Consider the following 25,548-nt stretch of genomic DNA (forward strand, 5'->3'; position numbering starts at 1 on the left):
CGCTAGTCTTCCTTTCCAGCCTTGAATAGAAAATCTTTTTCCGCTTTTGAAAGACTTTCGTATCCGGATTTGCTGATTTTATCCAAAATGGCATCAATCTTTTTTTGATGGGTTTGCTTATCGTGGTTGGCTTGCTTGGTAGCTGTTTTTTGCTTGTTTTTATAAACGGTTTTCATAGGTGCTTTCTTTTCGCTTTTTTTGAAAAGATTGGCTATACTATCAATTAAGCCGGCAAAACCCTCACCAATATCCCTGCCATTATATAGTTGTCGGGCATACATATACCCTAAAAAGGCACCACCCAAATGGGCAATTCTTCCTCCAATGTTCCCGCCCATAGGAATTTGAACTAAATCCATTAACACTACGAACAAACCAATTTGCCAAAGCTTTACGTTAAAAACAAAAAGACGTACTTCTTGATTGGGAATGTAGGTACAAACAAATATAAGTACCGCCATTACTCCCGCGGAAGCACCAATAAGAGAAGCATTAACGCCAATTAGCGTCGGGAAAATGTTATAACTCAAAAGAAATAAAAGGCCGCCTAGAATGACCCCTAAAAAGTAGATGTTCAAGAAGCGTCTACCGTCAAAAAGGTTTAGTAGAATACGGCCGGCCACGTACAATACGTACATGTTCCAGAGAATATGAAAAATGCCACCGTGTAAAAAAGAGTAAGTAATAATGGACCACGGCTGCATTAAAAAGTCGAAAAAATCCTTGGGCAGGGCAAACCAGTTTTCAACGCTAGGGCTAATTAGCGCTGTAATAAGCCCCATAATGATAAAAACGATAACATTAATGGCTATGAGCTTTTCGGAAACGCTCAACCGTGCATATTGATATTTTAAATCTCCGTTTGTCATCTTAGTTCCAGCGGTTGTTGTTAAACTGATTCTTCTTCCAGTACCACATCATTAAAAAACCGAACAAAGCGCCCCCAATATGGGCAAAATGGGCAATACCTTGGCCAAAAAGGCTATAACCGGTTACTCCCGAAAATAAATCCAATCCTATTAAAATAGGTATAAAATATTTGGCTTTGACCGGTACAGGAATGAACATCAAGAAAAGCTCACTATTTGGGAACATCATTCCAAAGGCTACTAAAACACCATAAATGGCTCCAGAAGCTCCTACTGCGGGTGTGTTATAAGCTGATAGAAAATTATCTATGGTACTTTTTGATGCAATATTGTACCAATCCGGGCTGTACTGGCCAGATGATATAATCTCAATAACACTACTCTCGGTCATGCCGCTATTCACCAAAGCTTGCATTCCCTCGTTAAAGTAGTAGTAGTTTACCCCTGTATGAATCAAAGCAGAACCTAGACCAGCGGAAAAATAGAAGAACAGAAACTTATTGCGTCCCCACATTTGTTCCAATGGCGTTCCAAAAGCCCATAAAGCGTACATGTTAAAAGCAATGTGCATAAAGCCACCGTGCATGAACATATGTGTTACGATCTGGTAGATGGCAAAGTTCTCGTTTTTTGGAAACCACAACGAAAACCACTGGTACATCTGATCACCGTAAAGAGAAGTTGCCACAAAAAACAGAATGTTTATTATGAGCAAGTGTTTTATAGCTTCGGTTAATCTTCCCATCTAAATAAATTTTTTGTCAATGTCATTTTCGGTAATGGTGATGTATACCGGTTTATTAAACGGACTAACCATTGCTTCCTTACAGGCGAACAAATCGTTTACAAGGGCAATTTGGGAGGCGTTGTCCAGCATCTCCCCAGTCTTGACCGCCAATGTTTTTGCCAATGTTTTTGAAAGTATGTCCGTATGGGAGAAACTCTCTTCCGTTATTTCTTGTTGGTAATCTGAAATAAGCTGGTCCAATATCATGCCAACTTCGCTTTCGGCCACAAGAAGAGGAACACCTGTGACGGTAATAGTTTCATCTTCTATTTTTTCAAAAATGAATCCAATAGACGTTAAAATATCTTCAATTTCTTTAAGCGCACTAATTTCGGTATGCGAAAAGGAAAGCGTCAAAGGGAACAGTAGTTGCTGGCTAACCGCTTGTTTTACAGTGCTGTTCTTTAAGAATTTTTCGTAAAGTACTCTTTGGTGCGCCCGGCTTTGGTCAATTACTACCATACCGGATTTTATAGTGGTTACAATATATTTTCTTCTAATTTGAAAGGTGGTAGTAACGGTTTCCGCCGTTTCTTTTTCGCCCTCAAAAATAGAACCGGTAATTGTGTCAGATTCAAAACTGATGCTACCAAGGTTTTCATCTGTACCCATTTTTGATTCTAGACCAACGTACAAGCTTTCCCAGCTTTGGGTATTTGGTTTTTGATAGCTACGCGATGGAGCAGGGGAGGCTGTGTTTTTGGTTTCCTGAAAAGGGTTAAATCCTGCGTCTACCGTAACTTTAGGCTGTACTACGGACTTATCCTTGAATTCATAAGGTGTCTGTAAATTTGGGTCGTGTTCAAAATCTAGCGCAGGGGCAACGTTAAACTGACCTAAGCTATGCTTTACCGTAGACCTTAAAATAGCGTACAGGCTATGTTCATCATCAAACTTAACTTCTGTTTTAGTGGGATGAATATTTATATCTATTGAGCCCGGATCAACCTCTAGGTAGAGAAAATAGCCAGGATGACAATCTGACTTTATGAGTCCTTCAAAAGCCGCTACCACTGCGTGGTGTAAATAAGGACTCTTAATAAACCTGTTATTGATAAAGAAAAATTGCTCCCCACGGCTCTTTTTGGAGAATTCGGGCTTGGTTATAAAACCACTTATCTTTACAATGGGCGTTTCTTCTTCAACGGGAACCAACTTTTGATTGGTTCGTGTACCAAAAATATTGACAATACGCTTGCGGTAATTGTCCGAAGGAAGGTTAAATATTTCACTTCCGTTATTATAAAAATGAAAGGCAATACTAGGGTGTGCCAAGGCAACACGATGAAACTCATCTGTAATATGTCTTAACTCTACCTGATTACTTTTTAAAAAGTTACGTCTGGCAGGGATGTTAAAAAACAGGTTCTTTACGGCCATAGACGTACCCTTGGGTGTAACGCTGGCTTCCTGAAATATAATTTTACTGCCCTCAATTTTTAGATGGGTGCCCAGTTCCTCGCTCTCGGGCTTGGTTTGCATCTCAACATGGGCAATTGCTGCAATTGAAGCTAAGGCTTCACCACGGAACCCTTTGGTGTTCAAATTAAAGAGATCTTCTGCCTTTTGTATTTTAGAAGTGGCGTGCCGCTCAAAACTTAATCTAGCATCCGTAGCACTCATGCCCATTCCGTCATCTACAACTTGGATAAGGATTTTTCCGCCGTCTTTTATAATTAATTTTATAGAGGTAGCCCCGGCATCTATTGCGTTTTCCAATAATTCCTTTACGACTGAAGCAGGACGTTGAACCACTTCACCCGCTGCAATCTGGTTCGCAACATGGTCCGGTAAGAGTTTTATGATATCTGCCATTAGTTAGGGAAGAATATAGAGAGGTCAAAATCGATAATATAAAGTACGATCAATACGAGAATGGCCAAAATAACTGCCATGCGTATTTTTAGATTGGTATCGCCTTGGCGCTTTATATCGGACATGGCACTACCAAACTTTCCCTTTAAACCTCTGGCGGGATTTAATGTACTTCGGTATTGGTCAAATTTTGGTTCAATTTTGAACGGACTGCCTTTACCCTTGTCGTCATAATAACGAGGGGTGTATTCAAATTTCTTGCTCCGCTTTAAGCGTGTGAATTTACTTAGCATTCCCATGAACCTCAAAGTTACTTAAAATCAAAAAATATGCCGTGTTACCGCTGCCAAAATTTGTTAACAGCGCATGAGATACAGCTTTTTAGTGGGTAAAATGTTACCTTACATGTAAGGATATAAGGTAATTGTCTGTTTTGCCATTGTAGACAGGACAGACTTTTTCCAAAGAAAAAGGACAATAAAAATTTGTAGAGGCTTGGTTCTAGATAATTATTTCCCCAAGCTGGCCATCTGAATAGCGGCAATAGCGGCCTCTGTACCTTTATTACCATGTTTACCTCCACTGCGCTCCCGTGATTGTTGGATGTTGTTATCCGTTAATACACAGAATATCACAGGTGTATCCAGTTGTACGTTAAGGTCTTTAATGCCTTGAGCCGTAGCGCTACAAACAAAATCAAAATGTTTGGTTTCACCTTGAATAACACTTCCAATGGCAATAACGGCATCTACTTCTTGGGTAGTGGCCATTTTTTTACATCCAAAAGTCAGCTCAAAACTACCCGGCACATCCCAGCGTAAAATGTTGGCTTCTGAGGCTCCACAATCCAAAAGGGCTTCAACGGCACCAGAGTAGAGGCCTTCGGTAATTTCTGTATTCCATTCAGAAACAACAATCCCAAACCGAAGATTTTTCGCGTTTGGGATTTTAGTTTTATCGTAAACTGATAAGTTTTTGTTTGCCGTAGCCATTAATTGTTGGTTTTAGCCATTCCTATAAAAGCATCAACAGTACGTGCTTCATCAGAAGATGAATACTCATCTTTAATTCTCTGAAAGTACTTAAGGGCTTTATCGTTCTGGTTCAATTCTAGAGCCGTAACACCCGCTTTGTACAAGAATTTAGGAGTTGTATAGTTGTTGTTGCTGTGAGCAATAGCTTTGTCATAGTAACCTAAGGCATCTTCTGGCTGACCTAGTTGCATGAACGCATCACCAAGACCACCTTTTGCCAATGCACCAAGAATATCGTCTTCTGAACTAAAGTCCTCAAGATGCGAAATAGCCTCTTGGTACTTTTGCATGTTCAAATACGCCATACCTGCAGAGTAGTTTGCCAAGTTGGCCGCTTTTGTTCCGCTGTATTCATCTATGATATCAAGAAAACCGTATTTTCCTTCCGCGCCGTTCAATGCAAGGGTATATAAAGAATCCTTAGCTGTTGGGCTGTTAAGGGCTTGGTCAAAATATTGCTGAGGGTAGTACATTTCATTGGCAGCGTTAGTTTCTTTGGGTTTCTCTACAAATTGGGCATACGCCAAATATCCAAGAACACCAACGGCTATAACACCAATGATACCTAATATATAATTCTGGTTGTCAGCAACCCAAGCTTCGGTTTTGGAGGCACTTTCATCTAGTGTACTAAAGACTTCTGCAGTTGCGCTTTCTTGCTCTGTAACTTCTTGCTCTTCCGCTTTATCTTTTGGTTTAAAACCACGCTTCTTATATGTTGCCATTTTCTAATTTTATTGGTGGCGCAAAAATAAAGGTTTTATCCAAAACCGAAAGGGTATTTATTCGTTATTTTTGAGGTTTGTATATCAAGTACCGTCAAATCTGGAATTATTGCACATGTTTTTAAAGAAATTATCCCTGATTAATTATAAAAACTTCGATTCAATGGATATTGAACTCGATAAAAAAATCAATTGCATGGTTGGTCCTAACGGAGTAGGAAAAACTAATGTGTTGGATGCGGTGTACCATCTTTCCTTTGGGAAGAGCTACTTTAACCCGGTTTCTACCCAGAACATTAAACATGATGAGGATTTTTTTGTAATAGAGGGAGAGTTTGAAAAAAATGAGCGGGAAGAGAAAATAGTTTGTAGTTTAAAACGGGGGGCAAAAAAGGTAATTAAACGAAACGGGAAGGCATATGATCGCCTGTCGGACCATATTGGTCTATTGCCTTTGGTCATTATTTCACCAGCAGACAGAGATCTTATTATAGAAGGAAGTGATACCAGGAGAAAATTCATAGACGGGGTTATTTCTCAATCCGATAAGGAGTATTTACAAGACCTTTTAAAGTATAACAAGGTTTTGGCCCAGCGTAACTCGCTTTTAAAATATTTTGCGGCCAACCATACTTTTAATAAGGATACGTTGGCGGTTTACAATGAACAATTAGAAGATTATGGAACTCGGATTTTTGATAAGCGAGTGGCGTTTTTAGAGGCATTCATCCCTATTTTTAGAGAACAGTACATTGCCATATCCGGAGGTCATGAAGAGGTGTCCTTAAGTTATGAAAGTAAGTTGCTTAATGAGGGTTTAATGGCTCTTTTGGAAAAATCCGTTGAAAAGGATAAAGCCTTGCAATATACATCGGTTGGGGTACACAAAGACGATTTAGGGTTTGAAATTTCAGGGCATCCCATTAAGAAATTTGGTAGCCAGGGTCAGCAGAAATCTTTTTTGATCGCTCTAAAATTTGCTCAATTTCAATTTATAAAAGCCCGTTCAAAAACAACGCCTATTTTATTGTTAGATGATATTTTTGATAAATTAGACGAACATAGGGTGTCACATATCGTAGCTTTGGTGAACAATGAAAATTTTGGACAGATCTTTATTAGTGATACCCATGCGGAACGTACCGAAGAAGTAGTAAAGCAGATTCACCAAACGTATAAATTGTTCAAATTATAATTAATCCGATTTTTAGAAAACGACGATGAAAAAGATAATTTTAATAGGATTTTTAGGCTTGTTTCTAGGGTGCTCTTCAGGCGTATCAAAGGATGATTTGAACCTGCTGGACGGGTATTGGGAAATAACAAGGGTAACCTTGGCCGATGGTACCGTTAAAGAATATAAGGTGAATACCAATGTAGATTATATTTCTACGGACGGAAAAAAAGGATATCGTAAAAAAATGCAACCCAAACTAGATGGAACCTATGAAACTTCTGATGATGCGGAAGCATTTGTCATCACCCAAAATGAGAACAGTTTTTCAATTGATTACAAGACCGAGTTAAGTGAGTGGTCCGAGACGTTGGTAGATTTGGACGATGCTACTTTTTCCGTAAAGAACCAAGAAGGGATACAGTACGATTATAAAAGATTTGAACCTATTTCAATCCAATAAGATGGCAAAGCGAAGAAACGAAAATATGAATATGAGCGAAGCGCTTCAGGAATTCATAAAAGAGAATAGGCTGGAAAAGGGCATGGATAAAGTAGATGCGCGCGAAGCTTGGCGCAATCTAATGGGTAATGGCGTAAATAATTATACTACGGATATAGAGCTCAGAGGCGATACACTTTTTGTGGCGTTGTCCTCTTCTGTGCTTCGTGAAGAACTTAGCTTGGGCAAATCTAAAATTGTAAAGATGCTCAATGAAGATTTGGGTAAAAACTTGGTAAAGAAACTGGTTCTAAGATAAAAACCTGTAAGCTTCAAAGGATTGATACTTACAGGTTTTCTATAAAGTTGTACGGTTTTTAGAAGATCTCTCTTCCCGCAAAATGAAAGGCACCTTCAATAGCTGCATTTTCATCGCTGTCCGAACCATGTACCGCATTTTCTGCAATATCGGTAGCAAATAACTTTCGAATAGTACCTTCGGCAGCTTCGGCCGGGTTGGTTGCACCTATCAAAGCACGAAAATCCTCAACGGCATTGTCCTTTTCCAAAACAGCGGCAACAATAGGACCACGGCTCATGAACTCTACCAATTCTCCGTAAAACGGACGCTCGCTATGAACGGCGTAGAACTCTTGAGCATCTCTTGTGCTAAGTTGTGTATATTTCATGGCGACGATCTTAAAGCCAGCGGAAGTTATTTTTTCCAAGATGGCACCAATGTGTCCGTTTTCAACCGCATCGGGTTTGATCATCGTAAATGTTCTGTTCGTTGTCATTGTAAAAATTTTTTGCAAAAATACGCTTTATTCAATAATCGGCAACTTTTAATAGGTTTGATGTAACTCTCCTAAAAGATTTAAGTCGTCACCCAGAATTTGCATCTGCGCTTCTTTAGTTTCAAAATTGAATTTAATTAGTCCAAAACTTTGAGTGAAAACCACTTCACCCACCCTAAACGGGTTGGTTTCACCATTGTAAGCGGTATAGGAATGTGTAAGTCCGCTACTTGTAAAATCTATTAAAGGATAGGTCAATCCGGATACGTCCGTTTTTGAAAACTCTGAAATATGGCGATCTCCGGAGAGTACCATAACACCTTTTGCATTAGAATCTACAATAAGCTTTTTGAGTCTGTCTACTTCGTGCGGAAAGTTGCCCCAAGTCTCAAAGCCGTGTTCGTTGGATAGTATTTGAACACTACTTACCAGTATATTAAAGTCTGCCGTAGAGTTTTTAAGCTCACTAGAGAGCCAGTTCCATTGGGTTTCTCCAAGAATGGTGCCAACGCCATAGGCATTTGGTTTAGTTCGTTTTTTAGTTACAGGATCTGGGGTTAAGGCTGTTCTGAAATATCGTGTATCCAATACCAGTACTTTAATGCTTCCCTTTGGCGTATTATAGGTATGTGCGGTATAAACACCTTCTTGGGTTCTTCGCGGATCATTTTGGTCCACTCCTAGAAAATCAAGGAACTCCTTTTGGCTCTCTTTCTTTTTTTCGAACTCAACGCCTCCATCGTTCAGTCCATAATCATGATCGTCCCAAGTGCCAATAACGGGTACCGTCTTTTTTAGTTGTTGATATCCTTTAACTGCGTTTTGTTGGGCGTACATGGAGCGTAGCCGTTTCATGTTATCCGTATCCGCATAAATGTTATCTCCTCCCCAAATCCATAGATTGGGCTGCGTTTTTAAAACGTCGTCCCAAAGTAAATTGGTTTCGTTTTGTTTATTACATGAGCCAAATGTTAGGGTAAAATCAGAATCAAAAGTAGAGGTATATACTTCCTTTTTTATAGGCTGCTCGTCCTGTTTTACGGTCTTGCAAGCCATAAAGGCAAATAGGGCGCTAATGGCGACACATTTATTCAACATAGAATCGTTTTAAAAACTAACAGCAAAAATAAGACTTTGCCTTCAAAGGCTATGTTATTAAATTGTATATTTGCGCGCATGAATTTGGAGTCTATAAAAGCGGTTCAGCAACTACTTTCCCAACCGCAAAAAATCGTAATCGTACCACATAAAAATCCGGATGGTGATGCCATTGGTTCAACCTTGGCTTTATGTCATTACCTTGTAAATAGGGGGCAAGAGGCTGTTGTTGTTGCGCCCAATGATTATCCTAAGTTTTTGAAATGGATGCCGGGCAATGAAAATATTTTAAATTTTGAAAAACAGAATAGCCAGGCCAAGGAAAAAATTGCCGAAGCTACGGTGATTTTTACTTTAGACTTTAATCATTTGGGAAGAATAGGGCAGATGCAATCCGTATTGGAGAGCCTAACAGTGCCTTTTGTGATGATTGACCACCACCAGGCCCCATCTGATTATGCCCAGATTATGTATTCTGATGTAACCATGACTTCTACTTGTGAAATGGTTTATAATTTCATTGAGTTTTTAGGTGATGTAGATAAGATTACCTCAGAAATGGCAGACTGTCTTTATACTGGAATAATGACTGATACCGGCTCGTTTAAATTCAGGTCTACTACCGGTAGAACCCACCGTGTAGTTGCAGATTTAATTGATAAGGGTGCGGAAAACACGGAAATACATCACAGGGTTTTTGACACGAACACCCCGGGAAGATTACATCTTTTGGGCTGCGCTTTAAAGAATATGGTTATTCTTGATAAGTACAGAACGGCGTATATTACGCTAAGTCAAGAAGAGCTAGATGCCCATGAGTATCAGAAAGGAGATACGGAAGGCTTTGTAAATTACGGACTTACTTTAGAAGGTATTATATTTGCGGTTATTTTTATAGAGAATAAAGATGAAGGTATCATAAAAATTTCCTTCAGGTCTATTGGAGAATTTTCGGTAAACGAATTTGCAAGGGCCCATTTTGAAGGTGGTGGTCATGATAATGCTGCAGGTGGAAAAAGCGATAGGTCGCTTAAAGAAACGACTCTTTATTTTGAATCGCTTTTAGAAAATTATCAAGAGCAATTACAAGCATGAGAATATTAAGTCTTATTTTTTTAATTATAGTAGTGGGCTGTGGAGGCCCCGAAGCAAGAAGACCTGTTGAGGTAAAGACAGGAAGCTTTTTTAAGCAATCCGTGAAACGCAGCAAAGAACTTTTGGCCAAAGAAGAGAAGTCAATGCAAGAAGTGATGGCTAACGATACATTGCACGAGTATACGCATACGGCAAGCGGTTCTTGGTTCTATTATGACGTTAAAAATGAAGAAACGGACTATACCGCCCAGCCAGATGATGTAGTGGTAATGAGCTATAACGTAGTCAGCTTAAAAAAAGACACTATCTATAGCATGGACGATATAGGTACCCTTACCTATAAAGTTGATAAGCAAGATCTTTTTCCAGGTCTAAGAAACAGTGTTAAGATGTTAAAAGAAGGAGAAACGGCAACCTTTTTGTTTCCGTCTTCTTTGGGGTACGGCTACCATGGCGATAATGACAAAATTGGAGTTAATGTACCGTTTAAGGTTACCTTATCCGTTTTTAAAATCCAAAAACAGAATGAGTTAGTAGAGTAGAACTTGCAAATAATCAATAAAAGTAAAATATAAACAAAGGATTAAAAACATGAAAAAAATCTATTACTTGATAACCCTAGTGGTTTTGCTATCTAGTTGTAAAAGTCAGTATGCCGAGTTGGGAGATGGCGTTTTTGCGGATATTCATACCAGTAAAGGCGATATTATTGTGAAACTGGAATATGAAAAAACACCGGTTACCGTTGCAAACTTTATAACATTGGCGGAGGGTAAAAGCCCTTTTGTTACCGATAGTTTAAAAGGTAAAAAATATTATGACAGCCTTATCTTTCACAGGGTCATTAAGGATTTCATGATTCAAGGAGGAGACCCAACAGGTACTGGGCGAGGTAATCCAGGATATAAGTTTAAGGATGAGTTTAACGATTCTTTAGTGCATGACAGAAAGGGGATTCTTTCTATGGCCAATTCGGGAGCGGCAACCAATGGGAGCCAATTTTTCATTACACATAAAGAAACTCCGTTTTTAAACGGTAGACACACTGTGTTTGGTCATGTAGTTGAAGGTTTGGATGTGGTAGATTCTATTGCCAACACAGAAACATCTCAAGACCCAATGACAAAAGACAGGCCAATTGAGGACGTAGTGATGAACAGCGTTGAGATTGTACGTAATGGCAAAATGGCCAAAAAGTTTGATGCCGTTCAGGTTATGACCGATTATTTTGCTGAAGAAGAAGCTAAGATTGCTGCATTTGAAAAAATGAAGAGCGACTTTAAAGCTGCTCTTGAAGAACAAAAGGCAAAGGCCGAAGAACTACCTAGTGGTCTTAAGATATTGACCTTGAAAGAAGGGGAAGGTCCAAAACCTACTGTAGGTGGTCAAGTACTTGTATATTACGCCGGATTCTTGGAAGATGGAACCTTGTTCGATAGTAATTACGAAGACGTAGCAACTAAATACAATAAGTTTGACGCTCGTAGGAAGCAAGGAGGTGGCTATGAGCCAATACCAATGGAGTACAGTCCTGATGCTAGTTTAATAGCTGGTTTTAAGGAAGGACTTTTAAATATGAAAATAGGGGATAAGGCACGTATTTTTATTCCTTCGCATTTGGGCTACGGACCACAAGGTACGGGGCCAATACCACCTAGTGCAGATTTGGTATTTGATCTTGAAATTACTGGAGAGGCAGAATAAGAGTCTTTCAACAATGTACAAAACCCGTTTTATGCGGGTTTTTTTGTGCGTTTTTTATTTTGGACAAGATGCTGAAAAAACAATGAAAAGTTGGGCTAAGCTCTACAGTTAATCTATTTTTTTCCGTTTTAGGTGCAGTTCATCTAAAAAATCATAATACAAGGTAAGGATGCCCGTTTGTACCATTCATAAATAGTAATAACCCCTAAATCTTAAACCTATGAATTGGTATTTAAAAGTATTACAAAACTACGCTGGCTTTGAAGGTCGTGCAAGAAGAAAAGAGTATTGGATGTTTTTTTTATTCAATATTTTAATTGCTTACGGGTTACAAATTTTAGCAATTGTAATTGATGTTCCGGCACTTTTGTTCTTATCGGTTATATATTCACTAGGTGTTTTAATACCAGGTATAGCTGTAGGTGTAAGAAGAATGCACGATGTTGGAAAGAGCGGTTGGTTTCTACTCGTACCTATTTACAGTTTGATCTTGGCCTGTACGGATAGTGAAGCCGGAGATAACCAATATGGTCCAAATCCTAAAGCGGAAGAAGAGGCTACTTTACAGAAAGTTTAGTAGTAATTGAACAATATAGAAAAGGGTTTGCCAAATGGCAAACCCTTTTTGTTTGAAACTATTTTTTTGGAATGTCTTCTAAAATGTTCAATAGAAATTTCCAGAATTTCTGGGTAGAAGATATGCTCACACGCTCATCTGGAGAGTGCGCTCCCAAGATGGTAGGCCCAAAACTTATCATATCCATTTCAGGATAATTTTGGCCTAGAATACCACATTCCAATCCGGCATGGCACGCGGCTACTTTGGGTTGTTCGCCAAAAAGCGATTTATATTTTTCCTCTGCTACCTTTAGAATTTTAGAATTGGCATTGGGTGTCCATCCTGGGTAAGTACCACTAAATTCAACATCAAAACGCGCAAGTTCAAAAGTGGATTTTAATGCATGTGCCAAATCCATCTTGGCCGAATCTACGGAAGAACGTGTTAAACACCCTATTTTAGCTTTTCCTTCTTTGACAAGAACCCGGGCCACATTGTTTGAGGTTTCTACCAAACCGGGTATAGTAGCGCTCATAGCGTAAACCCCGTTGTGAGCGGCGTACAACCCTTGTAATAAACGTTCTTGTGCTCCCAGACCCATAACCGTTTTTGGCAATTTTATGGATTTAAAAGATACTTTTAGGTTGGGTTCTAAGGTGTTCAGTTCTTTCTGTACAACCTGTTCAAATTCTTTGACCGTCTTCTCAAATTCTTCGCTTTGTGATTTAAGGATAACAATTTTGGCCACACTTTCTCTAGGAATGGCATTTCTAAGGCTGCCTCCATCAATTTCTGCAATACGCAACATGAAAGAGTTGGATGCGCCGTAAAGGAGACGGTTCATTATTTTATTGGCATTCCCCAGTCCCTTGTGTATTTCAATGCCACTATGGCCTCCGTTTAATCCGTTTACGGTAATTTCATAACCAACCGTGGCACGCGGCACAGATTTTTCATTATACTTTCTGGTTGCGGTAATATCTATTCCACCGGCACATCCAATATCTAGCTCATCATCTTCTTCGGTATCTAGGTTTAGAAGTATTTCACCTTGCAAAACACCACCTTCAAGACCCATAGCGCCGGTCATTCCGGTTTCTTCATCAATTGTAAAAAGAGCTTCCAATGGAGGGTGGACAATGTTTGAACTTTGTAACAAAGCCATAATTGCTGCAACGCCCATGCCATTGTCCGCACCAAGGGTAGTTCCACGGGCTTTTACCCAGTCTTCCTGAATAAACATCTCAATACCTTGTTCGTCAAAATCAAAGACGGTGTCATTATTTTTCTGGTGCACCATATCCAAGTGCGATTGTAGGGTAACGGTAACTCTATCTTCCATTCCCTTGCTAGCTGGCTTTCTTATAATAACATTGCCAACCGCATCCTTAAAGGTTTCCAGATTAAGGGATTTGCCAAAATCTAACATGAATTGTATAACACGTTCCTCTTTTTTTGATGGGCGGGGTACGGCATTTAAGTCCGCAAACTTGTTCCAAACCTCCTTAGGTTCTAATTCTCTTATAGCTTCGTTCATGTGATGTTATATTTTTGCAAAAATACGGAGTCAAAAATTGGTATGGACGATATTTGGTTAATTTTGGCTTTATGTATGTCATACGGACGCTGTTCATTTTTTTAAGCGTTTCAGTATGATGGTTTTGCATTAAACATAAGCTTTTGAAAAATAAATTAAGAAACGGGATTGCCTTGAGTTTGCTTCCTCAAATTCTTTTGGTGGCGTGGTTGGGTGGCAAACCGGAGATTGTAGAGACGTACTACAGTAACGGTATTTATACTGTAATCAGTCAGTTTTTTAGAATTCTGTTTGGATGGGTTCCTTTTTCGGTGGGTGAAATCCTGTATGTGTCACTTATAGTTTTGGGAATCCGGTATCTTTATGTAAACCGATTAAAGATTAGAAAGTTTCCATTTCAGTTTTTAAGAAACGTGGTAGTAGTGCTTTCTGTTTTTTATTTCACTTTCAATTTGGTTTGGGGGTTAAACTATTACCGAAAACCCATTGCCGAGAATTTTGCCATTCGCGATAGTATACAAACCCATGAGGTTATTGATTTGGCCGAAGGGTTGATAGTAAAGACAAATCAACTTCAATTTAACTTGACGTCGGATAGTACAAAAAGAGTACAGGTGCCATATACCCGCAATGAGATTTTTGATAAAACAGTGAATGGGTACGAGCAGTTACAGGAAGAACTTCCATTTTTGGAGTATGACCATCGCAGCCTTAAAAAATCTATGTTCAGTACCTTGGCAAGTTATATGGGAATTGGTGGGTACTTAAACCCTTTTACCAATGAGGCTCAAGTAAATGCGTTAACCCCTGAATTTCGTTTTCCCGTAGTAAGCGGTCATGAAGTTGGACATCAAGTGGGGTACTCCAAAGAAAATGAAACCAACTTTATTGGTTACTTGGTAACGGTGAAGAATGATGACCCTTATTTTCAGTATTCGGCATCGGCTTATGCCCTTAGTCATTGTTTAAGTGCGATACGCCGCACGGACAAGGAGAAGTTTGATGAATTGTATGCTAAAGTGAATGTTGGGGTGCAAGAAAATTATAGGGAGCTGTACGAGCACAATTTGGAATATGTAAATCCTTTCGAACCCATTTTTAAGTCGGTCTTCAATACCTTTTTAAAGGCCAATCAACAGAAAGACGGTATTAAGAGCTATAGTAAAATAGTACAATTAATGGTGGGTTATCATGAGAAATACCCCATCTAGCAAAATAGTGAACAATACAATTTTTACATTTTTACTTTTGGTTTAACGTGCATTTCTGAATATTAATTAAGAAAAAATGTGATTTTATAAGGATTGACCTTGTAATTGTTATATTATTTTTTGATTCAGATCTCATTCCTTACTTTTAGAGATAGACATTTGAATCTAAAAAATGATAAAAAAATTATTAGTTACCACAGCTATGGTCTGTTACGGATTCGTAGCCTTGGCACAAGATTACTTTCCTGCCAATGAAGGTGTAAAGACCAAAAACACAAATTATACTGCTTTTACCAATGCCAAAATCTATATTACTCCAACTCAAGTAGTGGAGTCCGGTACACTATTGGTCCAAAACGGAAAGGTAGTTGAAGTTGGGAAAAGTGTAACGCTTCCTAAAAATGCGGTTGTTATAGATATTTCCGGGAAGTCTGTGTACCCTTCTTTTATAGATTTGTTTTCAAGTTTTGGTGTGCAAAAACCGGAGAAGTTAAAGGAACAAGGAAGGTCGGCAGAATATGAGCCATCTCGATCTGGTTTTTACTGGAACGATCATATCATGCCAGAGAATGATGCCATCGCTAAATTTGAATATGATGATACTGTTGCGGAGACCTTGCGCAAGGTAGGTTTTGGTGTGGTTAATTCGCATATTCAAGATGGTATTGCCCGTGGTACCGGTGTTTTGGTAGCTCTAAACGGTAAAGGGAATAATGCAGACCGTATTATAGATGATCGATCGGCACAGTATTTTTCTTTTACAAAAAGCATAGCCAAAAGCCAATCATACCCAAGTTCATTAATGGGGTCAATGGCTTTGCTAAGGCAGATGTACAATGATGAGAATTGGTACGCACAAGGAAAGGTGGATACCAAGGACAGGTCTTTGGAGGCCTTGGCACGCAACAAAAATCTTGTTCAGATTTTTGATGCAGGTGATAAAGGTAATATTATCAGGGCAGATGGTATAGGAGATGCTTTTGGTATACAATACGTTATTTTGGGGGGAGGAAATGAATACGAACGCGTGTCCGATATTAAGGCGTCTAATGCAAAATTGATTTTACCCTTGAATTTTCCGGATGCCTATGATGTGTCTGACCCTTATGCCGCTGCTTATGTCACTTTGGAAGACTTGAGGAACTGGAACCAGGCTCCTTCTAATCCAAAGGTATTGGCAGAGAATGGAGTGTCTTTTTCCTTTACGTTACACGGCTTAAAATCCCCGGTTGATTTTAAGGATAAGGTATTGAAAGCTATTGATCATGGTTTGGATAAAACCACGGCTTTGAAGGCGTTAACCACTATTCCAGCTCAGATTTTAGGAAAATCAGAACAAATAGGGTCGTTAACCAAGGGGAGCTACGCCAACTTTTTAATCACTTCGGGAAATGTTTTTGACAAGAACACTGTTTTATATGAAAATTGGGTTCAAGGTACCAAGAATGTAATTTCAGATATGTCTTTGGTTGATGTTAGAGGCGAATATGACCTGTCTGTTGGTAACCAAAAATTTAAAGCTTCGATAAAAGGTACGGTAGAAAAACCAAAACTCGTAGTTAAGGAAGATACCGTTACTTTAAAATCTAAATTGACTTACGCGGATAATTGGTTGGAACTATCGTTTTCAGATAAAAAGAAAACTGGAAGTTATAGAATGATTGCTTTTGTGAAAGCTGATAACAAGTCTATAATTGGTAAAGCGGTACTCCCATCTGGGGACGAAACTACTTTTTCCGCTTTAAAGACGGTTCCTTTTTCAGAGAAGGAAAAAGAAGATAAAAAGCAACCTTCTAAAAATGTGGCGGTTACATACCCTAATGTAGGATATGGATATGAGGCAATCCCTAAACAAGAAAACGTTCTTTTTAAGAATGCTACTGTCTGGACGAGTGAAGCGGCAGGTATTTTAAAGAATACCGATGTACTGGTAAAGAATGGAAAAATTGCAAAAGTGGGGCAAAACCTTTCTGCAGGAGGAGTAAATACCATAGATGCCACGGGTAAACATTTAACGGCCGGAATAATTGATGAACATAGTCATATAGCTGCTTTGGCGGTAAATGAGTCAGGACAAAACTCTTCTGCCGAAGTAAAAATGGAAGATGTTGTAGACAATGAGGATAAAGGAATCTATCTAGCCTTGGCAGGTGGGGTAACCTCTTTGCAACTCTTACATGGTTCGGCAAATCCAATTGGGGGGCGTTCGGCTATACTAAAGTTAAAATGGGGAGAGAGTGCAGAAAATATGATTTATGATAACTCTCCAAAGTTCATAAAGTTTGCATTAGGTGAAAATGTAAAGCAAAGTAATTGGGGCAGTTTCAATCGTTTTCCTCAAACCCGTATGGGAGTTGAGCAGGTTTTTGAGAATTATTTTCAAAGAGCAAAAGAATATGGGGTAAAGAAAAAAAGCGGAGAAGCTTTTCGGTATGACGAAGAAATGGAAACCTTATTGGAAATAATAAGCGGGGAACGCTTCATTAGTTGTCATAGTTATGTTCAGAGCGAAATTAATATGATGATGAAGGTGGCCGAAAAATTTGGTTTTAGGGTAAATACGTTCACACATATTCTTGAGGGCTATAAAGTGGCCGATAAAATGAAAGCGCATGGTGCCGGGGGCGGTACCTTTAGTGATTGGTGGGCCTATAAGTTTGAAGTTAACGATGCCATCCCTTATAATGCCGCAATTATGCACAATCAAGGAGTAACAGTAGCTATAAATAGTGATGATGCAGAAATGATTAGAAGATTGAATCAAGAAGCGGCAAAAACCATGAAATATGGTGGTATGACGGAGCAAGAAGCATGGAATATGGTTACCATCAATCCCGCAAAATTATTACACTTAAATGACCGAACCGGAAGTATCAAAGAAGGTAAAGATGCTGATTTGGTTTTATGGAGCGATAATCCCTTATCTATTTATGCGAAAGCAGAAAAAACAATGATTGACGGAACTATCTATTTTGATTTGGAAAAAGATATGCAGTTAAGAGCAAAGGTTGCCAAAGAAAGAAATGAACTTATCAATTTGATGTTACTTGAAAAAGAGAAAGGCAAAAAGACGCAAGAACCCAAACAAAGTAAAAAGCAAATGATGCATTGCGACACCCTTTCGGAATACTTACATTAAAATAATAAGGACTTTTTATAAAAAATATGATGTCAAATAAAAAATATAAGTTTCAAGTCTGTTTATGGATAGCGTTTTTAATGATGACCGTACAGACCAACGGCCAACAGACACCGGCACCTAAACAAGTAACCGCATACTCAATAGAGGGTGCTACGGCACATTTGGGCAATGGTGAGGTGATAGAGAATGCCCTGATTATGTTTGAGGACGGTAAACTCACTTTTGTGGGAAGTGCCATGACTAAAATCGCAAGAAAGGGCATGAAGATAAAAGGGCAGGGCAAACATGTGTATCCTGGTTTTATAGCACCTAGTACGTCTTTGGGCTTAATAGAGGTAGATGCTGTCCGGGCTTCAAAAGATCAAGATGAGATTGGAGAGATGATTCCGCATGTTAGAAGTTTAATAGCGTATAATGCAGAATCTAAAGTGGTTGAGAGCATGCGCCCCAATGGCGTGCTTTTAGGACAGATTGCGCCAATAGGAGGTCGTATTTCAGGTACTTCTTCGGTGGTTCAGTTTGATGCTTGGAACTGGGAAGATGCGGTTGTCAAAGAAGACGATGCAATTCACCTACACTGGCCAACTACTTTTCGCAAAGGAAAATGGTGGGAAGGTGAAGGCCGTGGTTACCAAGCCAATAAAAAATATGGGGATGAGGTTAAGGAAACTATGGATTTTCTAAAAAATGCAGCGGTTTACGGTTCTGGGTCAGCAATAAAAAATCCTGTTTTAAGTGCTATGTCCGGTTTGTATACGGGTAAACAGAAGTTGTTTGTTTATGCCAATGGCGAAAAGGAAATTATTGATGCTATAACCAATGTGAAAGAGGCAGGAATCAAAGAGGTGGTTCTTGTAGGTGGCACCCATGCTCATAAGGTAGCTTCCTTTTTAAAAACAAATGAAGTTCCGGTATTGGTAGGTGCTACGCACAATTTACCTATTTTTGATGAGGATGATTATGATTTACCGTACAAGCTGCCAAAACTTTTGGTAGACGCAGGTTTATTGGTAGGTCTTCAAAACAGTACGGCATCTAATTTTCAAATCAGGAATCTTCCATTTTATGCGGGCCAAACGGTATCCCAAGGGATGGAAAAAGAAAAAGCATTGGAATTGATTACCGGAAACACGGCTAAAATTCTTGGTATAGATGATATGTACGGTTTTTTGGAAGCGGGTAAAAGTGCTACGCTTATTGTTTCGGAAGGCGACGCTTTGGATATGAGAGGAAACCGGCTAACGCATGCTTTTATAGATGGCAGGGAGATTTCCTTAGAAACCCACCAAACGGAACTTTGGAAGCGTTATGAAGGTAAATATCAAGGTAAATAGTGAAATAAGGTTGAAGGCTAAGTAGTTTCTATATAATCGAAAACTGTTTCCTGGGTCATTTCATCAGTGCCCGGGGGAACGCGAATAAATCCATCTGCAAGAGCCAAACTAACCAAATCGCCAGAACCGTTTCCTTTAACTGTTTTGGCCATGAGCTTGCCTTTTTTACATTGTTTGGTAACCTGTACAAATAGTGTTAGAGAAGGATGAGGTTGGATAGCTTCCTCCAAAAAAATCTTCTTTTTTTCTACTTCCAACCCAAGTTGTTTTTTTAGCCAAGGTAAAAAGTACACATGATAATTGGCAAAAGTGGAAACGGGGTTTCCGGGAAATGAGAATATAACTTTCTGCTTTTCCTTTTGGACTCCAAACCAGAAAGGCTTACCTGGGCGTTGGGCAACCCGGTGAAAAACCTTTGTTATACCAAGTTTATCCATGGCATCGGGAATAAAATCAAACTTCCCTTTTGATACTCCGCCGCTCAGCATTAAAACATCAAAATTATTTATGGCCTTTTCAAGCTCTTTTTCTATTATAGCTTGGTTGTCTGCCAAGTGTAAAAGGGTAGGGGTGATTTTTACCCTTTCAAGTGCGGCGAATAAGGATAGTGAATTGGATTTCCTTATCTGATGGGGCAATGGTTTGTCTTCTACCTCTACAAGTTCGTTTCCCGTAGAGACCACGCAAATTTTAGGAAGCTTTTTTACTGTAACTTTATTTTTTCCTACGGAAGCTAGTACACCAATTACAGCAGCGGTAATCTCTGTTCCTTTCTTTAATAAAATGGCACCTTCTTTTTCATCTGTGCCTTGGCGATGTATGTTTTGACCCTTGTTCGGGGTCTTTGAAATAGAAACGTAATCATCTTCGGTTTCTGTTTCTTCGTACATGATAATGGTATCGGCTTGTTCGGGAAGAACGGCACCTGTCATTATTTCAAAACAATTGGTGTCTTTGGATAGCGTTTGTTGAGGCACTCCTGCGCTTAACACGCCTTTAATTTTAAAACGAGTAACCCCTTTCTCTATAGCCGAAAAAGCAATGGCGATTCCATCCTTTGTAGAACGGTTGAACGGAGGAAAATCCCTATCGGCTCTAATATCCTCACTAAGAACCCTTCCTGTACTTTCTAATAGAGACACTGTTTCATCACCTAGATTAAGCGTGTGCTGTAATACTTGGTCGTAAGCATTTTCGAAAGAAATCATGTGTAATAATTTTGGCTATAGGTTTAAATTAACCTTTAGCTTTCTTTTTGTTCCACAACCAACTTCCTACAAAGTATGCTACCAGTGCAATTAGGAAATACTTAAAGTAAGAAACGGGCTCTCCTTCACCATTTACTGTAGTAAAAATACGGTCCCATCTTGGTTTCCAACTGAAGATACCATCATTAAAATTATCAACACTTAACCATATGAATATAGGTGTGCCCACAATATGGTTTTCAGGAACGTAGCCCCAAGCTCTACTGTCTTCGGAGTGATCTCGGTTATCACCCATCATCCAATAGTAATCTTGTTTAAATGTATACGAATCCGCTACTTGATCGTTAATTTTTATTTGATTGCCCGAAACGCTAATGGTGTTTCCTTCATATTCTCTAATAATCTTTTTATAAAGTGGAAGTACTTTTAGGTTTAAGGGTACCGTAGCTCCTTTTTGAGGAATGTATATAGGTCCCATTTGATCGTAATTCCATGGGTAATCTGTACTTTGAGGGAAGATGTTTCCGCCTGGCACTCCTTTTTTCTCTACAATCCGTACAATAGAGTCTAGGGAGGCTTCATTCTTGAGTTGTGCCACCATTTCATCCGTTAGCGGAACAATGCGCTCAAGACCAGTTTCTTCGGCCAATGAAATAGCATTTTTTCGGGCCACGGAAACAGGAATGCCGCCTTCGTTGGTGTAGACCTCTAATTTACCATCATTACGTTGTCTATAGCCTTTAACGTATTTCTGAATACCGTTAAGTTGCTGTTGGTTTAATGAGTTGATGATGTACTTTCTGCTCCAGCCAGTTGCACCTACTTTTTCCAATAATGTAGAAGAAACTCCTTTACTGGAGTATAGTGCATAATCATATTGAGGTTTGGCACGGTCCGATAGTTGTAACTGTTTTCCGTTAATGTACACATAGCCATCTATGACCGCCAATGAATCTCCGGGAATACCTACACAACGCTTAACGTAATTGGATTTTTTGTCAATAGGTTTAATAACCCCTTTTTCTTTTTTAAAGAATTGGCGAACCGTATCTGCGGGCCAACTGAATACGACAATATCGTTTCGGTCTACTTTTGTAAAGCCGGGAATTCTGAAATAGGGCAACTGAGGTTTGTTCAAATACGACTTTACACCAAGTATGGGTAGGGTATCATGTACCATGGGAGCTGCAACCGTGGTCATTGGGGTTCTGGCACCGTAGTGAAATTTACTCACGAACAACAGATCGCCAACACGTAATGTACGCTCCAAAGAAGGTGTTGGAATTACGTAAGGTTGAATGAAATAGGTGTGAACCAAAGTGGCGGCAATAATGGCAAAAGCAATTGAACTGACCCATTCGCCGGTTGCTGTTTTAGGTTGAAGACTTCGGTCTTTAATGTATTTAACATCTAAAGCATAATTTACATAGTAGATATAAAACCCTAAAGTAAGCAATACCAGCCAGGTGTCTGCAGTGCTATTTCGTCCAAAGCTACGTATGGTTTCGATCCATACAATAGGAAACATGAGAAGGTTGATAATTGGGATGAACAATAGTATAGTCCACCATTTAGGGCGATTGATGATTTGCATCAATACAATAGCGTTGTACACCGGGATGGCCGCTTCCCAAGCTTTTCTACCTGCTTTTACATATAATTTCCAGGTTCCTGCAAAATGGATAATCTGAATGACCAGAATAAAAAGTAACCACTGTGTTGCGTCCATTTGTATTTTTATTTTTAAGTGCCGCTCTAAAAATCTATAACCTATAAATTATTGAATTTCAAGGCGTCTATTGCAAGTAAGCTTAATTCTTGTTTAAATATTGTATGTATTAACCAAGGTTTAACACATCTTTCATAGAGAAAATACCGGTTTTCCCCACAATCCATTCAGCTGCAATAACAGCGCCAAGGGCAAAACCTTCCCTGTTATGTGCAGTATGCTTAATTTCTATGGAATCTACTTTACTACTGTAATCTATACTATGTGTACCTGGTGTTGTTCCAATTCTTTTTGACACGATAGGTATTTCACCTGCCGGAGCGTTTTCAAGTTTCCACGCACTGTAGTTGGTGTTGTTAATGATGCCTTCTGCAAGGGTAATGGCAGTACCGCTGGGTTCGTCCAACTTCTGGGTATGGTGAATTTCTTCCATGGACACTTTGTACTGGTCTAAATTCATCATCATTTTAGCAAGGTATTCATTGAGCTCAAAGAACACGTTTACCCCTAGACTAAAGTTAGAAGCGTATATAAAAGCACCTTTGTTTTTTTTACATATTGATACGGCATCATTATACTTGTCCAACCATCCTGTAGTGCCCGATATTACCGGAACGCCGTTTTCAAAACACTTGGTAAGATTACCGTAAGCGGCACTGGGCATACTAAAATCAATGGCAACATCCATTTCTGAAAAATTAATATCTACTGTATCAACATCCACTTTTGCTACAATGGTGTGATTTCTTTCTAGGGCGATTTTTTCAATCATCTTGCCCATTTTACCGTATCCGAATAGTGCTATTTTCAATTTGTATAATTGTTTCGGTAACTATTTGTAATTGGTTAGATAATAGTTACTTGTGTTAAAATTTTATTATCAGTGCCATCCCGTAGTTGGGGTTATTGGTCACAGGGTCTAAATCTAAAAAAGGTTCCATGTCAAAGCTCAAGTCATCATCTATATTGAACTGCTTTAAATGCGCATCAACATTGGCATCAACAATATTTAAAGCGTAAAGTGCTATGGAAACAAGAAGTAACAAATCACGGTCTCGCTGAAAATTTTCTTGTTCGTTCTGTAAATCGTCAAGCCCTAAGAGCGGTCCGCTACCCGTATTGTTCGGGTCGTAAAATTCATCATCTGTAAAGCCAGCTTTTCGTCTTTTAAAAGCGGTTCGCACACGCTGGTAATTATTGTTGTTCCAAGTATAACCATAAACGGCAGCTCCAATGGCTCCATATACAATGGGAACTTTCCAGTAACGTTTGTTGTAAACTTGACCTAGCCCAGGGATTACTGCGGATAAAAAAGCTGCTTTACTTGGGGCAAGCGGATTGATTTTTACCCTTTCTTTTTTAAGTGTGTCCACCACAATGATACCCTCTTCTGCCAAATCTGTTTGAAGCGAGTCTACCTCTTTATTTTTTGCCGTTTCCTCTTGAGCAGTAACGGTTAACGTAAAAAGTGAAATAAAAACAAGGGCTAGCAGGGATTTACTCACCTAGAATCAATTTTTTAATTCGTCTAAACTCCTCTTGAGAATGAAAGGGAATTGTTATTTTACCGTTTCCTTTTTCGGTTGCGGAAATATCTACTTTTACCGAAAGATGATCCGTAAACGGTTTAATGTTTCCTTGAACAAACTCAGGGGTTTTTGAAACTTTTTTTGCCGGTTTTTCGGGAGCGTCACCTTCATGATACGCTTTTACGGCACGTTCGGTATCACGAACAGAAAGGTTCTGACTTATAATTTTTTCGTATAAATCTATCTGATCGCCCTTCTTTTCTATGTTTACCAAGGCACGACCGTGGCCCATGCTTAAAAACCCGTCCCTAATACCGGTTTGTATAATAGGATCTAACCTTAAAAGACGTAAATAGTTAGTTATGGTAGAGCGTTTTTTTCCTACGCGATCACTTAATTTTTCTTGGGTCAGCTGAATTTCATCCAATAACCTTTGGTACGAAAGTGCAATTTCAATAGGGTCTAAATCTTGACGTTGAATATTTTCAACCAAAGCCATCTCCAATGATTCTTGGTCATCGGCAATACGTATATAGGCCGGAATAGTGGTAAGCCCCGCTAATTTTGAAGCACGGCACCTTCTTTCCCCAGAAACCAACTGATATTTGTTGAAATCTAATTTACGAACGGTAATAGGTTGTATAACGCCTAATTGACCTATAGAAATAGCAAGTTCGTTCAAGGCCTCGTCATTGAAATTAGAACGTGGTTGAAACGGGTTCATTTCAATAGACTCAATATCTAGCTCTACAATATTGCCAACTACTTTATCCGCATTCTTGTCCGCTGCGGATTGAATATCGTTTTCAGGATCTTTTAATAGAGCGGAGAGTCCGCGGCCTAGTGCTTGTTTTTTTGTTGCTTTCGCCATTAAGCTATCTCTTTGTTTTTCTTGACTACTTCATGGGCCAAGTTTAGGTAATTTGTAGCTCCCTTACTGCTTGCGTCATATTTTATAATGCTTTCTCCGTAGCTAGGAGCTTCGCTTAACCGTACGTTACGCTGAATTATAGTATCAAAAACCATATCTGCAAAATGTTTACGTACTTCCTCTACCACTTGGTTAGACAGTCGTAAACGTGAATCGTACATGGTCAACAACATGCCTTCAATATCCAAATTGGCATTGTGAATCTTTTGAACACTTTTTATAGTATTCAAAAGCTTGCCAAGTCCCTCCAGTGCAAAATACTCGCATTGTATAGGAATTATAACGGAGTCTGCCGCAGTAAGAGCGTTCAATGTAAGTAGGCCTAGGGAAGGAGCGCAATCGATCAAGATATAATCGTAGCTGTCCCTAAGCTCGGATATTGCTCTTTTCATCATGTATTCCCGTTGATCCTTGTCTACCAATTCAATTTCAATGGCAACCAAGTCAATATGTGCGGGAATTAAATCTAAATTAGGGGAATCTGTAGTTATAATAGCCTCTTTGGCCGTTTTGGTATGCTCAAGTAGTTGGTAAGTGCCATATTCAACACTCTCTACATCAATGCCCAATCCCGATGTGGCATTTGCCTGGGGGTCTGCATCTATTAGCAATACCTTCTTTTCCAAAACACCTAAGGAAGCTGCTAAATTAACTGTTGTTGTGGTTTTACCCACTCCTCCTTTTTGATTCGCAATAGCAATAATCTTGCCCATTATCAGTCTGAGTTAGGGGGTAAAAATACGATTATTTACAATGCTATTGAAACCATTTTGTTAACACAAAGTGAATAAGTGTGGCCTTTTGCGTTAAAGTTCGTTAACTGAAAGT

Annotated in this window: 25 protein-coding genes; 10 read left to right on the forward strand and 15 right to left on the reverse strand. The window is 39.2% G+C overall.

The window, feature by feature from the left end; genetic code table 11:
- Window positions 1-2: 2 nt before the first annotated feature.
- The 6 genes from H9565_RS11750 to H9565_RS11775 all read right to left on the reverse strand — a co-directional run bounded on the left by H9565_RS11750 (window position 3) and on the right by H9565_RS11775 (window position 5,230).
- Window positions 3-869: a rhomboid family protein gene (locus H9565_RS11750; protein WP_215439842.1), complete on the reverse strand. Its 867-nt coding sequence runs from the start codon at window positions 867-869 to the stop codon at window positions 3-5.
- A 1-nt stretch (window position 870) separates the two neighbouring features.
- A complete protein-coding gene (locus H9565_RS11755) occupies window positions 871-1,614 on the reverse strand; it encodes a rhomboid family intramembrane serine protease (protein WP_215439844.1) in 744 nt (247 codons plus the stop codon).
- Window positions 1,615-3,471 (reverse strand): DNA mismatch repair endonuclease MutL, encoded by a 1,857-nt coding sequence (gene mutL, locus H9565_RS11760; RefSeq protein ID WP_215439846.1) that lies wholly within the window; start codon window positions 3,469-3,471, stop codon window positions 1,615-1,617. It lies immediately after the preceding gene.
- Complete coding sequence (locus H9565_RS11765; RefSeq protein ID WP_215439848.1) at window positions 3,471-3,770, reverse strand: riboflavin synthase subunit beta; 300 nt, start codon at window positions 3,768-3,770, stop codon at window positions 3,471-3,473. The genes mutL and H9565_RS11765 overlap by 1 nt, the downstream gene beginning before the upstream one ends.
- A gap of 210 nt (window positions 3,771-3,980) precedes the next feature.
- Complete coding sequence (gene ribH, locus H9565_RS11770; RefSeq protein ID WP_215439850.1) at window positions 3,981-4,463, reverse strand: 6,7-dimethyl-8-ribityllumazine synthase; 483 nt, start codon at window positions 4,461-4,463, stop codon at window positions 3,981-3,983.
- Entirely contained in the window at window positions 4,463-5,230 is a 768-nt protein-coding gene (locus tag H9565_RS11775) for a tetratricopeptide repeat protein (protein ID WP_215439852.1), read from the reverse strand. The genes ribH and H9565_RS11775 overlap by 1 nt, the downstream gene beginning before the upstream one ends.
- A gap of 115 nt (window positions 5,231-5,345) precedes the next feature.
- On the opposite strand from H9565_RS11775, the gene recF reads away from it, so the two are divergent.
- From recF to H9565_RS11790, 3 genes are read left to right on the forward strand one after another with little or no spacing between them, the layout of a single operon-like run.
- The gene (gene recF, locus H9565_RS11780) at window positions 5,346-6,425 is read left to right on the forward strand and encodes a DNA replication/repair protein RecF (protein ID WP_215439854.1); all 1,080 of its coding nucleotides are present in this window, start codon (window positions 5,346-5,348) and stop codon (window positions 6,423-6,425) included.
- 25 nt (window positions 6,426-6,450) lie between these two features.
- On the forward strand, window positions 6,451-6,867 hold the full coding sequence (locus H9565_RS11785) for a hypothetical protein (RefSeq protein WP_215439856.1): 417 nt from the start codon (window positions 6,451-6,453) through the stop codon (window positions 6,865-6,867).
- A gap of 1 nt (window position 6,868) precedes the next feature.
- Window positions 6,869-7,165, forward strand: a complete 297-nt coding sequence (locus tag H9565_RS11790; RefSeq protein ID WP_215439858.1) for a DUF721 domain-containing protein — start codon at window positions 6,869-6,871, stop codon at window positions 7,163-7,165.
- A 58-nt stretch (window positions 7,166-7,223) separates the two neighbouring features.
- Here H9565_RS11790 and H9565_RS11795 read toward each other — a convergent pair whose 3' ends face one another.
- Complete coding sequence (locus H9565_RS11795) at window positions 7,224-7,643, reverse strand: nucleoside-diphosphate kinase (protein WP_215439860.1); 420 nt, start codon at window positions 7,641-7,643, stop codon at window positions 7,224-7,226.
- A gap of 48 nt (window positions 7,644-7,691) precedes the next feature.
- Entirely contained in the window at window positions 7,692-8,741 is a 1,050-nt protein-coding gene (locus H9565_RS11800) for an alkaline phosphatase D family protein (RefSeq protein WP_246560562.1), read from the reverse strand.
- A gap of 78 nt (window positions 8,742-8,819) precedes the next feature.
- Here H9565_RS11800 and H9565_RS11805 point away from each other — a divergent pair, with 78 nt between their 5' ends.
- The 4 genes from H9565_RS11805 (at window position 8,820) to H9565_RS11820 (ending at window position 12,117) form a co-directional block, all read left to right on the forward strand.
- A complete protein-coding gene (locus H9565_RS11805; RefSeq protein WP_215439862.1) occupies window positions 8,820-9,836 on the forward strand; it encodes a DHH family phosphoesterase in 1,017 nt (338 codons plus the stop codon).
- A complete protein-coding gene (gene gldI, locus H9565_RS11810; RefSeq protein WP_215439865.1) occupies window positions 9,833-10,378 on the forward strand; it encodes a gliding motility-associated peptidyl-prolyl isomerase GldI in 546 nt (181 codons plus the stop codon). Before H9565_RS11805 ends, gldI begins: the two co-directional genes overlap by 4 nt.
- Before the next feature lie 49 nt (window positions 10,379-10,427).
- Window positions 10,428-11,540 carry a peptidylprolyl isomerase gene (locus H9565_RS11815; RefSeq protein ID WP_215439867.1) on the forward strand — a complete coding sequence of 371 codons (1,113 nt, stop codon included), beginning with the start codon at window positions 10,428-10,430 and terminating at the stop codon, window positions 11,538-11,540.
- A 220-nt stretch (window positions 11,541-11,760) separates the two neighbouring features.
- A complete protein-coding gene (locus tag H9565_RS11820) occupies window positions 11,761-12,117 on the forward strand; it encodes a DUF805 domain-containing protein (protein WP_215439869.1) in 357 nt (118 codons plus the stop codon).
- A gap of 58 nt (window positions 12,118-12,175) precedes the next feature.
- Here the strand turns inward: H9565_RS11820 and H9565_RS11825 are convergent, their stop codons facing one another.
- Window positions 12,176-13,636, reverse strand: coding sequence for an aminoacyl-histidine dipeptidase (locus H9565_RS11825; RefSeq protein ID WP_215439871.1), 1,461 nt, complete (start codon window positions 13,634-13,636; stop codon window positions 12,176-12,178).
- 143 nt (window positions 13,637-13,779) lie between these two features.
- On the opposite strand from H9565_RS11825, the gene H9565_RS11830 reads away from it, so the two are divergent.
- The 3 genes from H9565_RS11830 (at window position 13,780) to H9565_RS11840 (ending at window position 19,323) form a co-directional block, all read left to right on the forward strand.
- Window positions 13,780-14,847: a DUF3810 domain-containing protein gene (locus H9565_RS11830; protein WP_215439873.1), complete on the forward strand. Its 1,068-nt coding sequence runs from the start codon at window positions 13,780-13,782 to the stop codon at window positions 14,845-14,847.
- A 172-nt stretch (window positions 14,848-15,019) separates the two neighbouring features.
- Window positions 15,020-17,986 carry an amidohydrolase family protein gene (locus H9565_RS11835; protein ID WP_215439875.1) on the forward strand — a complete coding sequence of 989 codons (2,967 nt, stop codon included), beginning with the start codon at window positions 15,020-15,022 and terminating at the stop codon, window positions 17,984-17,986.
- A gap of 29 nt (window positions 17,987-18,015) precedes the next feature.
- On the forward strand, window positions 18,016-19,323 hold the full coding sequence (locus H9565_RS11840) for an amidohydrolase family protein (RefSeq protein ID WP_215440191.1): 1,308 nt from the start codon (window positions 18,016-18,018) through the stop codon (window positions 19,321-19,323).
- 17 nt (window positions 19,324-19,340) lie between these two features.
- Here the strand turns inward: H9565_RS11840 and H9565_RS11845 are convergent, their stop codons facing one another.
- The 6 genes from H9565_RS11845 to H9565_RS11870 all read right to left on the reverse strand — a co-directional run bounded on the left by H9565_RS11845 (window position 19,341) and on the right by H9565_RS11870 (window position 25,433).
- The gene (locus tag H9565_RS11845; protein WP_215439877.1) at window positions 19,341-20,531 is read right to left on the reverse strand and encodes a molybdopterin molybdotransferase MoeA; all 1,191 of its coding nucleotides are present in this window, start codon (window positions 20,529-20,531) and stop codon (window positions 19,341-19,343) included.
- A gap of 28 nt (window positions 20,532-20,559) precedes the next feature.
- Window positions 20,560-22,260, reverse strand: coding sequence for a signal peptidase I (lepB, locus tag H9565_RS11850; RefSeq protein WP_215439879.1), 1,701 nt, complete (start codon window positions 22,258-22,260; stop codon window positions 20,560-20,562).
- 109 nt (window positions 22,261-22,369) lie between these two features.
- Window positions 22,370-23,071 (reverse strand): 4-hydroxy-tetrahydrodipicolinate reductase, encoded by a 702-nt coding sequence (gene dapB, locus H9565_RS11855; protein WP_215439880.1) that lies wholly within the window; start codon window positions 23,069-23,071, stop codon window positions 22,370-22,372.
- 55 nt (window positions 23,072-23,126) lie between these two features.
- Window positions 23,127-23,765: a DUF5683 domain-containing protein gene (locus H9565_RS11860; RefSeq protein WP_215439882.1), complete on the reverse strand. Its 639-nt coding sequence runs from the start codon at window positions 23,763-23,765 to the stop codon at window positions 23,127-23,129.
- Window positions 23,758-24,660, reverse strand: a complete 903-nt coding sequence (locus H9565_RS11865; RefSeq protein ID WP_215439884.1) for a ParB/RepB/Spo0J family partition protein — start codon at window positions 24,658-24,660, stop codon at window positions 23,758-23,760. The genes H9565_RS11860 and H9565_RS11865 overlap by 8 nt, the downstream gene beginning before the upstream one ends.
- The gene (locus H9565_RS11870; protein WP_215439886.1) at window positions 24,660-25,433 is read right to left on the reverse strand and encodes a ParA family protein; all 774 of its coding nucleotides are present in this window, start codon (window positions 25,431-25,433) and stop codon (window positions 24,660-24,662) included. The genes H9565_RS11865 and H9565_RS11870 overlap by 1 nt, the downstream gene beginning before the upstream one ends.
- Window positions 25,434-25,548: the final 115 nt, after the last annotated feature.

Source organism: Zobellia russellii, assembly GCF_018728565.1.
In the GTDB taxonomy this organism is placed as follows: domain Bacteria; phylum Bacteroidota; class Bacteroidia; order Flavobacteriales; family Flavobacteriaceae; genus Zobellia; species Zobellia russellii.

Coding starts and splice junctions, on each gene's coding strand:
- H9565_RS11865 (WP_215439884.1), bottom strand. CDS start 24,660: ATGGCGAAAGCAACAAAAAAACAAGCACTAGGCCGCGGACTCTCCGCT.
- ribH (WP_215439850.1), bottom strand. CDS start 4,463: ATGGCTACGGCAAACAAAAACTTATCAGTTTACGATAAAACTAAAATC.
- H9565_RS11805 (WP_215439862.1), top strand. CDS start 8,820: ATGAATTTGGAGTCTATAAAAGCGGTTCAGCAACTACTTTCCCAACCG.
- mutL (WP_215439846.1), bottom strand. CDS start 3,471: ATGGCAGATATCATAAAACTCTTACCGGACCATGTTGCGAACCAGATT.
- H9565_RS11800 (WP_246560562.1), bottom strand. CDS start 8,741: ATGTTGAATAAATGTGTCGCCATTAGCGCCCTATTTGCCTTTATGGCT.
- H9565_RS11825 (WP_215439871.1), bottom strand. CDS start 13,636: ATGAACGAAGCTATAAGAGAATTAGAACCTAAGGAGGTTTGGAACAAG.
- H9565_RS11840 (WP_215440191.1), top strand. CDS start 18,016: ATGTCAAATAAAAAATATAAGTTTCAAGTCTGTTTATGGATAGCGTTT.
- H9565_RS11785 (WP_215439856.1), top strand. CDS start 6,451: ATGAAAAAGATAATTTTAATAGGATTTTTAGGCTTGTTTCTAGGGTGC.
- H9565_RS11815 (WP_215439867.1), top strand. CDS start 10,428: ATGAAAAAAATCTATTACTTGATAACCCTAGTGGTTTTGCTATCTAGT.
- gldI (WP_215439865.1), top strand. CDS start 9,833: ATGAGAATATTAAGTCTTATTTTTTTAATTATAGTAGTGGGCTGTGGA.
- H9565_RS11870 (WP_215439886.1), bottom strand. CDS start 25,433: ATGGGCAAGATTATTGCTATTGCGAATCAAAAAGGAGGAGTGGGTAAA.
- H9565_RS11790 (WP_215439858.1), top strand. CDS start 6,869: ATGGCAAAGCGAAGAAACGAAAATATGAATATGAGCGAAGCGCTTCAG.
- lepB (WP_215439879.1), bottom strand. CDS start 22,260: ATGGACGCAACACAGTGGTTACTTTTTATTCTGGTCATTCAGATTATC.
- H9565_RS11845 (WP_215439877.1), bottom strand. CDS start 20,531: ATGATTTCTTTCGAAAATGCTTACGACCAAGTATTACAGCACACGCTT.
- H9565_RS11750 (WP_215439842.1), bottom strand. CDS start 869: ATGACAAACGGAGATTTAAAATATCAATATGCACGGTTGAGCGTTTCC.
- H9565_RS11775 (WP_215439852.1), bottom strand. CDS start 5,230: ATGGCAACATATAAGAAGCGTGGTTTTAAACCAAAAGATAAAGCGGAA.
- H9565_RS11795 (WP_215439860.1), bottom strand. CDS start 7,643: ATGACAACGAACAGAACATTTACGATGATCAAACCCGATGCGGTTGAA.
- H9565_RS11765 (WP_215439848.1), bottom strand. CDS start 3,770: ATGGGAATGCTAAGTAAATTCACACGCTTAAAGCGGAGCAAGAAATTT.
- recF (WP_215439854.1), top strand. CDS start 5,346: ATGTTTTTAAAGAAATTATCCCTGATTAATTATAAAAACTTCGATTCA.
- H9565_RS11820 (WP_215439869.1), top strand. CDS start 11,761: ATGAATTGGTATTTAAAAGTATTACAAAACTACGCTGGCTTTGAAGGT.
- H9565_RS11835 (WP_215439875.1), top strand. CDS start 15,020: ATGATAAAAAAATTATTAGTTACCACAGCTATGGTCTGTTACGGATTC.
- H9565_RS11755 (WP_215439844.1), bottom strand. CDS start 1,614: ATGGGAAGATTAACCGAAGCTATAAAACACTTGCTCATAATAAACATT.